Below are 10,475 nucleotides of genomic sequence, written 5' to 3' on the forward strand. Positions count from 1 at the left end.
ACAACCTGAGCGGTCAGAGGACCTCGACCCGCACACCCTCGTGGTCCACCGGCAGCGGCAGCACCGCGAAGCCCTCGGTGTCCACCCCGTCCGGCACGGCGCCGTCGCAGGTCAGCGCCAGCACCGTGGGACCGGCGCCGGAGATCGCGGCCGCCACCCCGTGCTCGCGCAGGCTCTCGACCAGCCGTGCCGAGGCCGGGTAGGCCGGGCGCCGGTACGGCTGGTGCAGCCGGTCCTCGGTCGCGGCCAGCAGCAGGTCGGGGCGCCGGGTGAGCGCGAGCACCGCCAGCGCGCACCGGCTCCCGGTGAAGGCGGCGTCGGACAGCGGGACCTCGGCGGGCAGCAGCCCACGGGTGGTCTTGGTCGACGACTCCACCCCCGCCACGAACGCGACGGGCTGCACGTCGGGGTGCACGTCGAGCCGCTCGGCGTGGAACCTGCGCCCGCCACCGGCGTAGACACTGGTCCCGCCCGCGCCGCGCTCGGAGGTCTCCCACGCCACCACGAACCCGCCGAGCAGGCTGGCCGCGGCGTTGTCCGCGTGGCCCTCCATCCCCGCCGAGAGCTGCAGCAACGCGTCGCGTTCCAGCTCGACGTCCCGGCCGGAGAGCACCGCGGCCGCGGCCACCCCGGCGACGGCGGCGGCCGCCGAGCTGCCCAGCCCGCGCGAGTGCGGCACGGCGTTGGTGCAGCGCAGCCGCAGACCGGGCGGGGCGGACGGCGAGCTGCCCGTGCCGCCGAACACCTCGAAGGCCTGCCGCATCGCACGCATCACCAGGTGGCGCTCGTCACGGGGCACGAACCGCGCGCCCTCACCGGCGACGTCGACGAACAGGCCGGGGGTGTCGAAGGCCTCGACGTCGATCTCGTCGTAGAGCCCCAGCGCCATCCCCAGACAGTCGAACCCCGGCCCGAGGTTCGCGGTGGATCCCGGGACGCGGAGCTTCACGCGCGACGGGCGCCCCATCAGACCAGCTCGAGGGCCGAGGCGACGGCGCCCGGGTCGATCGGCACGACCTCCGGCTCCGGGGCGGTGAGCAGTGCCGTGTCCGGGTCCTTCAGGCCGTGCCCGGTCACGGTGCACACCACGAGCGAGCCCTGCGGCAGCGAGCCGTCCCCGTGCGACTGGAGCAGCCCGGCGACGCTGGAGGCCGACGCCGGCTCGACGAACACGCCCTCCTCCGCCGAGAGCATCCGGTAGGCGGCGAGGATCTCGTCGTCGGTGACCGCGGCGAACTTGCCGTCCGACTCGTCGCGGGCGGCGGTGGCGCCCTTCCAGGAGGCCGGTGCGCCGATCCGGATCGCGGTCGCGATCGTCTCGGGCTCGGTCACCGGTGCGCCGTGCACCAGCGGCGCGGACCCGGCGGCCTGGAAGCCGAACATCCGCGGCAGCCCGGCGATCAGCCCGTCGGCGTGGTAGCTGCGGTAGCCCTTCCAGTACGCCGTGATGTTGCCGGCGTTGCCGACCGGCAGACAGTGCACGTCCGGCGCCCGGCCGAGCTGGTCGCAGATCTCGTACGCGGCCGACGCCTGACCGGCGATCCGGGTCGGGTTCACGGAGTTGACCAGGGCGATCGCCGGGTAGTCGGCGGTCGTCTTGCGGGCCAGCTCCAGGCAGTCGTCGAAGTTGCCGTCGATCTGCAGGATGCGGGCGCCGTGCGCGACGGCCTGGGCGAGCTTCCCGAGCGCGATCTTGCCCTGCGGGACGAGGACCGCGCAGGTCATCCCGGCGCGGGTGGCGTAGGCGGCCGCGGACGCCGAGGTGTTGCCGGTCGACGCGCACAGCACGCTCTGCTTGCCCTCGGCCAGCGCGGCGGTGACCGCCATCGTCATCCCGCGGTCCTTGAAGGAGCCGGTCGGGTTGGCGCCGTCGACCTTGAGGTAGACCTGGCACCCGGTCCGCTCGGACAGTCGTGGGGCCGGCAGCAGCGGCGTGCCGCCCTCGCCGAGGGTGACCACCGTCCAGTCCGGCCGGACCGGCATCCGGTCGCGGTAGGCCTCGATCACCCCAGGCCAGTGCCCCGGCGGCGGGGGCGCGACCGCGCCGGCGGTCTGCGCCACGAGGTCCGCACCCCCGGCTGCCGGTCCGCGGACGTTCTGCACGCTGCCGGTCATCGCCGGGCGCCTCCTCTGGCTCGAGATCTCATTCGCCCATGCCGAGCGCACTGACCGCACGGCCCAGGCCCTCCACCCGCAGCACGCCCGCCACGCCCAGGACGTGGTCGAGGTCGAGCAGCGCCGACACCGTGGCCGACAGCGCGGCCTCCGGCGCCGAGTGCGTGACGACGGTCAGCCGTGCCTGCCCGGAGTCGCCGTCGACGGCCCCGTTCACCCCGCCGGTCTGCCGGACGGCGGCGATCGAGACGCCGTGCCGGGCGAACTCGCCGGCGATCCCGGCGAGCACCCCCTCGCGGTCGGCGACCTCCAGGTCGACGTGGTAGCGAGTGGGCACCTCGCCGATCGGGCGCACCGGCAGGCTCGCGTACGCCGACTCGCGCGGGCCGCGGCCACCGCCGACGCGGTTGCGGGCCACCGCGACCAGGTCGCCGAGCACCGCGGACGCGGTCGGCGCGCCACCGGCGCCCTGACCGTAGAACATCAGCTGGCCGGCGGCCTCCGCCTCGACGAAGACCGCGTTGAACGCGCCGTCCACACCGGCCAGCGGGTGGGTGTCGGGGACCATCGCCGGGTAGACCCGCGAGGACACCGACTCGGCCCCGGACGCGTCGACGACGCGCTCGCAGATGGCGAGCAGCTTGATCGTGCAGCCGAGCCGGCGGGCGGCGGCCACGTCGGCGGAGCTGACCTCGCGCATGCCCTCGCGGTGCACGTCGGAGGCGGTGATCCGGGTGTGGAACGCCAGTGTGGCCAGGATCGCGGCCTTCGCCGCGGCGTCGTAGCCGTCGACGTCGGCGCTGGGGTCGGCTTCGGCGTAGCCGAGGCGGGTGGCCTCCTCCAGCGCGTCGGCGTACGACGTGCCGCCCGCGCTCATCGCCGAGAGGATGAAGTTCGAGGTGCCGTTGACGATCCCGGCGACCCGGGTGATCCGGTCACCGGCCAGCGACTCGCGCAGCGGACGCAGCAGCGGGATCGCCCCGGCCACCGCGGCCTCGTAGTAGAGGTCGGCACCGGAGGCGTCCGCGGCCTCGGCCAGCGTGGGGCCGTCCTCGGCCAGCAGCGCCTTGTTCGCCGTCACGACCGACTTGCCCGATTTCAGCGCCTCCAGCAGCCAGCCACGGACCGGCTCGATGCCGCCGATGACCTCGACGACGACGTCGACGTCGTCGCGGGTCACCAGCTCACCGGCGTCGGTGGTGACCAGGTCGCCGAAGTTCTCGGTCAGCCACGGATGCTTGTGCGGACGCCGGACGGCGACGCCGGCCAGCTCCACCGGGGCACCGACCCGGGCGGTCAGGTCGTCGGCCTGTCCGGTGATCAGCCGGACCACCTCGGTGCCGACGGTGCCGCAGCCCAGCAGTGCCACCCGGACGGCAGCAGAATTCCGGGAGCCCTCGCCGCTCGCCACAAGCCCTCCTCGCGTAACCGCACCCGCTTTCAGCGAGCGCCGATCATTCCTGGTCAGGCCACCCTCGGGCAGCGCAGGGTGGCTGTTGTCACCCGGCACCGGCCCGGGGGCCGCCGGTGGTTCCGGCGAGCCGGCCTCACACCTCGAACCGGAACTGGTCCTCCAGTGTCTCGCGACGCAGCAGGGTCCGGTCGGCCCCCTCGCGCACCGCGACGACCGCGGGCCGCGGCAGCCGGTTGTAGCCGGAGGCCATCGCGTAGCAGTAGGCCCCGGTGGCCGCGACGGCCAGCAGGTCGCCCGGCGCGAGGTCGGCCGGCAGCCAGCAGTCGCGCACCACGATGTCACCGGACTCGCAGTGCTTGCCCACCACCCGGGACAGCACCGGCTCGGCCCCGTCGGGCGCGCCGCCCGCGCCGCCCTGGACCGCGTCGCGTTCCGAGGACCGCGAGACCAGCCGGACGTCGTACTCGGCGTCGTAGAGGGAGGTGCGGATGTTGTCGCTCATCCCGCCGTCGACGCTGACGTAGCGCCGGGAGTAGCCGCCGCCCAGCGGCACGTCCTTGATCGTGCCGACCTCGTAGAGGGTCACGGTGCCCGGCCCGGCGATGGCCCGGCCCGGCTCGACCGCGATCGCGGGGACGTCGAGCCCGGCCGCGGCGCACTCGCGCTTGACGATGGCGCGCAGCTCCTCGGCCAGCGCGGGCATCGACAGCGGGGCCTCGCCGGGCCGGTAGGCGATGCCGATGCCGCCGCCCAGGTCGAGCGTGCGCAGGGCGGCGAGGTTGTCGGCGCCGTGCTCGGTGTGCAGGTCGGCGAGCACCTTCACGACGCGCCGGGCGGCCGCCTCGAACCCCTCGGTGTCGAAGATCTGGCTGCCGATGTGGCTGTGCAGCCCGACGAGCTCGAGGTGCCGCGCGGCGAGCACCCGGCGCGCGGCCTCCAGCGCCGCCGAGTCCTTCGCGTCCCCGGCCGCCGCGATCGAGAAGCCGAACTTCTGGTCCTCGTGCGCGGTGGCGATGTACTCGTGGGTGTGCGCCTCGACGCCGACGGTGAGCCGGATCAGCACCGGAGCCGTCGCGCCCCGCTCGGCCGCGACGGCCTCCAGCCGGGCGATCTCGTCGAAGCTGTCGAGCACGATCCCGCCGACCCCGACGTCGACCGCGGCGGCCAGCTCCTCGACGGACTTGTTGTTGCCGTGCAACGCGATCCGCTCGGGCGGGAACGCGGCCCGCTGCGCGACGGCGAGTTCACCGCCGGAGCAGACGTCCAGCGACAGTCCCTCCTCGGCGACCCAGCGGGCGACCTCGGTGCACAGGAACGCCTTGGCCGCGTAGTGCACCGACGACGCGCCGAACGCGGCGGCGAACTCGGCGCACCGGGACCGGAAGTCGTCCTCGTCGAGCACGAACAGCGGGGTGCCGTGGCGGCCGGCCAGGTCGCGGACGTCGACACCGGCGGTCCGCAGGACGCCGTCGGTGCCGCGGGCGGCGCCGCGCGGCCACACCGCCGGGGCGAGATGGTCCAGCTCGGCCGCGGACTCCGGGCGGGGACCGGCCGACTCGGGGGCGGGGGTGAGGCCGGCGTGCAGCGGGCCTGCGGGATGGGCTCTCATCGGTTCACATCCGTTCGGGCGCGCCGACGCCCAGCAGGCCGAGGCCGTTGGCCAGCACGCGGCGTGCCGCCACGCACAGTGCGAGCCGGGCCCGGTGCAGGTCGCCGGGCTGCTCGTCGCCCTGGGGCAGGACGCGGCAGGAGTCGTAGAACTTGTGGTAGGCGCCGGCCAGCGACTCGAGGTAGCGCGCGACCCGGTGCGGCTCACGCAGCTCCGCGGCGGCGCGGACGACCTCGGGGAACTCGCCGAGCGTGCGGATCAGGTCGCCCTCACGGTCGTGCGTGAGCAGGCCGTAGCCGTCGCCCGGCTCGACGCCGAGGTCGGCGGCGTTGCGGGCCAGCGAGGCCAGCCGGGCGTGCGCGTACTGGACGTAGAAGACCGGGTTCTCGTTGGTCCGGCTGGCCAGCAGGTCCAGGTCGATGTCGAGCGACGAGTCGACCGAGGACCGGGCCAGCGAGTACCGCGCCGCGTCGACCCCGACCGTCTCGACCAGGTCGTCCATCGTCACGACGGTGCCCGCCCGCTTGCTCATCCGGACCGGGTGGCCGTCCTTCACCAGGTTCACCAGCTGTCCGATGAGGACCTCGACGACGGCGGGGTCGTCGCCGAAGGCGGCCGCGGCCGCCTTGAGCCGGGCGACGTAGCCGTGGTGGTCGGCACCGAGCATGTAGATGCACAGGTCGAACCCACGGGCCCGCTTGTCGCGCAGGTAGGCGATGTCGCCGGCGATGTAGGCCGGGCGGCCGTCGGACTTGAGGACCACCCGGTCCTTGTCGTCGCCGTGGTCGGTGGACCGCAGCCACCAGGCACCGTCGGCCTCGTAGAGCGAGCCGTTCTCCTTCAGCGCGGCGACCGCGGCCTCGACCGCGCCCGAGTCGTGCAGCGACTGCTCGTGGAACCAGACGTCGAACTCGGTGCGGAAGTCGCCGAGCTTCTCCTTGATCTCGGCGAACATGAAGCCGACGCCGACCCGGCGGAAGGTCTCGTCCCGCTCGCCGGCGGGCAGCTCCAGCACGCCCGGCTCGGCGTCGACGACCCGGCGGGCGATCTCGGCGATGTAGGCGCCGCCGTAGCCGTTCTCCGGGGCCGGCTCGCCCTGCGCGGCGGCGACCAGGGAGTCGACGAACCGGTCGATCTGGGCGCCGGCGTCGTTGAAGTAGTACTCGCGGGTGACCTTCGCGCCGCGCGCGGACAGCACCCGGCCGAGCGCGTCGCCGACCGCGGCCCACCGGGTCCCGCCGAGGTGCAGCGGGCCGGTCGGGTTGGCGGAGACGAACTCGAGGTTGACGTTGCGGCCGGAGTAGTCGTCACCGGTGCCGTAGGCCTCGCCCGCCGCGAGGATCTCGCCGACGATCGCGCCCTGCGCGTCCGCGGCCAGGCGCAGGTTGATGAACCCCGGACCGGCGATCTCGGCGCTGTCGATCCCGTCCCGGCCACCCAGCTCCTCGGCCAGCCAGGTCGCCAGCTCGCGCGGGTTCACCCCGGCCTTCTTGGCGGTGCGCAGCGCGACGTTGGTGGCGTAGTCACCGTGCTCGGGGTTGCGGGGGCGCTCGACGCCGGCGTCGGCGGGCAGCGCGGCGACGTCCAGGCCGCGTCGGGTCAGCACGTCCCGGGCGACGTCACGGACCAGGTCGGCGAGCACGTCGGGATTCACCGTCGCGATTCTAAGGAGGTGACCGCTCACACGTTGACGCAGGTCTCGGCTGTGCGGATTCCGGACGATCCACTCCCCCGGACGGGTGCCGTGCGCAAGGATCGGCGCAGCCCCACCAGCCCCTGCCCCAGCATCCCTCGAGCCCCGGAGGCCGGCGTGCCCGATCCGACATCACCCGCTCCCGGGTCCACCGAGACCCTCGCCGTCGGCCATCTCGGCAGCTCGGCGATCGGCTACCGGTTCGCCCGGCCGTACGACCCCGCGCTGCCGACGCTGGTGCTGGTCAACTCGTTCACCACCTCGGTGGAGCTGTACCGGCCGCAGTTCGCCGACCCGGCGCTCGCCGGGGCCGTCAACCTGCTCGCCCTCGAGCCGTACGGGCACGGCGCGACCCGGGCCGGGTACGAGCAGTTCACCTACTGGGACAGCGCGGTCGCCGACCTGCAGGCCCTCGACGTGCTCGGCATCGACCGGGCCTTCGTGCTGGGGACCTCACAGGGCGGCTGGATCGCGGCCCGGATGGCGATGCTCGCCCCCGACCGGATCTCGGGGATCGTCCCGCTCGGGACCTCGATGGACCTGGAGAGCCCCACCAGCCGCGAGCTGGGTTGCTGGGACGCCATCGAGTTCTGCTCGCCGTCGATCGACGCCCTCGCCGAGCCGGTCGGCGAGGACTGGGTGGTGCCCGACGAGTTCGTCGACGGCGTCCTCGCCGCCGGCCTGGGCGACACGGTCACCGCCGAGGACCGCGAGTTCTGGCTGGCGACCTACCGGCGCAACTACACCGGCGACGCGGGCCGGCACCGGCTGCGGACCAGCACGATCAACCTGCGCGACCGCGACGGCCTGCTCGCCCGGCTCGACGGCGTCCGCTGCCCGGTGCTGTGGCTGCACGGCACCGCCGACGCCGTGTACTCCGTGGCCAACGCCGAGGACGGGATCGCCCGGTTCACCGGTTCACCGGCCGCCGAGCTGCGGGTGGTCGAGGGCGGGCAGCACTTCCTGAGCGCCTCGGACCCGGCCGAGGTGAACGCGGCGGTGGTGGAGTTCGTCGGCCGCTGGACCTGAGCACCCGCCGCCCGGCCGGGCAGTGTGTTCAGAGCGGGCCCAGCGTGTGCCGGGGCTCAGCGGGTCGGGAAGTCGTCGGCGATCGTCGCCGCGATCCGCAGGAACGCCTCCCGGGTCGGCTCGCGCAGCAGGTCCAGGTCGATCCGCCCACCGGCGGCCAGGTGCGGGTCGGCCGGAACCGAGTGCACCGCGCGGCAGCGCTGCGCGAAGTGGTCGTGGATGCGCTGCGCGTCGACCTCCTCGCTGCTGCGGTCGTGCGACAGCACCACGACGGCGTTCTCCGCGTGCCGGCTGTGCCCGTGCGCGGCCAGCCAGTCCAGGGTCTTCCCGGCCCGGCTGGCCCCGTCGACGGTGGGGGCCCCGACGACGACCACCGTGTCGGCCAGCTCGAGGGTGCCCTCCATCGCCGAGTGCACCAGCCCGGTACCGGAGTCGGTGAGCAGGATGTTGCAGAACCGGGAGAGCACGGTGCAGATCCGGGTGTACTCCTCGCGGTTGAACGCCTCGCTCATCGCGGGGTCCTGGTCGCTCGCGAGCACCTGCAGCCGGCCGGCCAGGCTGGTGTAGCGGCTCATCTCGGTGAGCGAGTCGATGTCGTCGATCTTCTCGAGCATCTGGCGGACGGTGATGCCGGTCTCGCCGGTGAGCCGGTCGGCCAGCGTGCCGGCGTCGGGGTTCGCGTCGAGCGCGACGACCCGGTCCCCACGGTGGTCGGCCAGCGTCATGCCCAGGCAGGCGGTCACCGTCGTCTTCCCGACGCCGCCCTTGATCGAGGTCACCGCGATCCGGTAGGCGCCGGGCAGCTGCCGCCGGATCCGGCGCAGCAGCGCGTTCCGCTCGGCCTCGGCCTCGCTGATGCCGGGGTTGTACCGGCCGCCGGTGGCCTCGTAGAGCGTCTTGCGCCAGCCCCGGCGCGGGCGCTCGGCGCTGCGCCGCATCAGCTGGTCGTGGGTGATCTCGTCGGCCGACGGGCCCGGGCGGTCGGTCACGGCCGGGCTCACGTCCCGCTCTGTCATCGACGGTGTCCTCTCGGGGGTGTTCTCTCTGGGGTGTTCGCAGGAGGAAGGCTCAGGCCGGCGGGACGCCGACCGGCACGGAGATCACGAGGGTGGACGCGACCAGGGCCAGTACCAGCAGGACCAGCAGCAACAGGACGAGCAGCCGCTTCCCGCCCGGGAGCGACCGGGCCGGACCCGGCTCCGGTGCTGTCCTCGGCGGGCCGGCCCGCGCCGGACGCGCCGCCCGGACCGGTGGTCCGGGCCGGACGCGCCGGCGGTCGGCCCGTCGTCGCGCACGCCGGTTGCGCGGGCTCACCGACCGGCCCCCGTCCCGGCGCTCCCCGCGCCGGGCAGACCCTCCACGACGAGCGCGGCGAGCTCGAGGAACCGTTCCCGGGTCGTGGCGCGCAGCCGGTCGACGTCGATCGGGCCACCGGAGGCCAGGTGCGGGTCGTGGGGCAGCTCCACGACCGCGCGTGCGTGCCGGTGGAAGTGCGAGCGGATCCGCTCGGCGGGGATGTCGGGGGCGGCCCGGTCCGTGGTCAGGACGACCACCGCGTCCCGGGCGCGGGCAGCGACGCCGTTCGCCACCAGCCAGCGCAGCGTCGCCGACGCCCGGCTCGCGTCGTCCACCGCCAGACCCCCGACGACGACCAGCACGTCCGCGGCCGCCACGGCGGCGCGGACCGCGCCGTGCCGCAGGCCGGGACCGCAGTCGGCGATGGTGACGTCGAAGAAGCGACTCAGGTGCTCGTCCACCCGGACCAGGTGCTCGGCCCGGAAACCGTCGGTCGTGCCGCTCTCGGCCCGGTCGTCACCGATCACCGTCAGCCGGCCGGCCAGCCCGGCGTAGCCGAGCAGCTCGCCGAGCGACTCGACGCGGGCACGCCCGGCCAGGCCGCGCCGGCCCGCGCCGGAGCCCGTGGTGACCAGCCGGTCGGCCAGGGTGCCCGGGTCCGGCGCGGAGTCGAGGACGGCGATCCGGTCACCCCGGTGCTCCGCGAGGGCCAGCCCCAGCCCGGCCGCCACGGTCGTCTTCCCGACCCCGCCCTTGAGCGACAGCACCGCGACCCGGGCGGGTCCGGACAGCGGGCCCCGGATCCGGGCGAGCAGCTCCGGTCGTTGCCGGGCCGCCCGCGCGGACGCCGCCCGCGCCGGGCGGATCAGCGTGTCGTGGTTGATCTCCGCGGAGGTGCGGTCGATCGGGGCCGGTGCAGAACCCGCGGTCACGTCGCCGGGAGCGGTGGGCCCGGTGCGGTCGCCGACCTCCGGCGCGCGGGGCGGGCCCGCGTCGCTGCGGCGGAGCGGCGCCGGAACGGTCCGGGCGTGCTCGGCCCGCATCCGGCGGGCGGCCCGGCGGTGTTCCTGGGTGCAGTAGAGCCGGGCGGGACGGTCCGCGCGCTGCTCGATCGTCGCCGCGCACCCCGGCAGCGCACAGCGCCGGACCAACGTGTCCACGACGGCGTCTCCCCCCAGATGGCGCGCGTAGGCACAATCGTGATGCGACTGTTCCCGGTGACCCGGACCGCCGATTCCGCGGTCGGTGCGACCTGCGAGGTCCTCGCCGTCGGCGGCTCAGCGAATCTACTTTGTACGACAACTCCCGCACCGATGTCC

General features: G+C 74.6%; 9 protein-coding genes. 1 reads left to right on the forward strand and 8 read right to left on the reverse strand.

Annotation, left to right across the window (positions count from 1 at the left end):
• Nucleotides 1-13 precede the first annotated feature (13 nt).
• The 5 genes from thrB to argS all read right to left on the reverse strand — a co-directional run bounded on the left by thrB (nt 14) and on the right by argS (nt 6,792).
• Nucleotides 14-967 (reverse strand): homoserine kinase, encoded by a 954-nt coding sequence (thrB, locus tag BM093_RS18925; RefSeq protein ID WP_093345732.1) that lies wholly within the window; start codon nt 965-967, stop codon nt 14-16.
• Nucleotides 967-1,983: a threonine synthase gene (gene thrC, locus BM093_RS18930; RefSeq protein ID WP_245773634.1), complete on the reverse strand. Its 1,017-nt coding sequence runs from the start codon at nt 1,981-1,983 to the stop codon at nt 967-969. The genes thrB and thrC overlap by 1 nt, the downstream gene beginning before the upstream one ends.
• A 160-nt stretch (nt 1,984-2,143) precedes the next feature.
• Nucleotides 2,144-3,526 carry a homoserine dehydrogenase gene (locus BM093_RS18935; RefSeq protein WP_093345736.1) on the reverse strand — a complete coding sequence of 461 codons (1,383 nt, stop codon included), beginning with the start codon at nt 3,524-3,526 and terminating at the stop codon, nt 2,144-2,146.
• 136 nt (nt 3,527-3,662) lie between these two features.
• Entirely contained in the window at nt 3,663-5,138 is a 1,476-nt protein-coding gene (gene lysA / locus BM093_RS18940; RefSeq protein WP_093345740.1) for a diaminopimelate decarboxylase, read from the reverse strand.
• Between the two features lie 4 nt (nt 5,139-5,142).
• Nucleotides 5,143-6,792: an arginine--tRNA ligase gene (gene argS, locus BM093_RS18945; RefSeq protein ID WP_093345743.1), complete on the reverse strand. Its 1,650-nt coding sequence runs from the start codon at nt 6,790-6,792 to the stop codon at nt 5,143-5,145.
• Between the two features lie 156 nt (nt 6,793-6,948).
• On the opposite strand from argS, the gene BM093_RS18950 reads away from it, so the two are divergent.
• Nucleotides 6,949-7,860 carry an alpha/beta fold hydrolase gene (locus tag BM093_RS18950; protein WP_093345746.1) on the forward strand — a complete coding sequence of 304 codons (912 nt, stop codon included), beginning with the start codon at nt 6,949-6,951 and terminating at the stop codon, nt 7,858-7,860.
• A gap of 56 nt (nt 7,861-7,916) precedes the next feature.
• Here the strand turns inward: BM093_RS18950 and BM093_RS18955 are convergent, their stop codons facing one another.
• The 3 genes from BM093_RS18955 to BM093_RS18965 are packed head-to-tail and all read right to left on the reverse strand — an operon-like array spanning nt 7,917 to nt 10,316.
• The gene (locus BM093_RS18955; RefSeq protein WP_093345750.1) at nt 7,917-8,876 is read right to left on the reverse strand and encodes a MinD/ParA family ATP-binding protein; all 960 of its coding nucleotides are present in this window, start codon (nt 8,874-8,876) and stop codon (nt 7,917-7,919) included.
• A 52-nt stretch (nt 8,877-8,928) separates the two neighbouring features.
• Nucleotides 8,929-9,174: a hypothetical protein gene (locus tag BM093_RS18960; RefSeq protein WP_093345754.1), complete on the reverse strand. Its 246-nt coding sequence runs from the start codon at nt 9,172-9,174 to the stop codon at nt 8,929-8,931.
• Nucleotides 9,171-10,316, reverse strand: a complete 1,146-nt coding sequence (locus BM093_RS18965; RefSeq protein WP_093345761.1) for a MinD/ParA family ATP-binding protein — start codon at nt 10,314-10,316, stop codon at nt 9,171-9,173. The genes BM093_RS18960 and BM093_RS18965 overlap by 4 nt, the downstream gene beginning before the upstream one ends.
• Nucleotides 10,317-10,475: the final 159 nt, after the last annotated feature.

It is taken from the genome of Pseudonocardia ammonioxydans (assembly GCF_900115005.1).
GTDB classification, from domain to species: Bacteria; Actinomycetota; Actinomycetes; order Mycobacteriales; family Pseudonocardiaceae; genus Pseudonocardia; species Pseudonocardia ammonioxydans.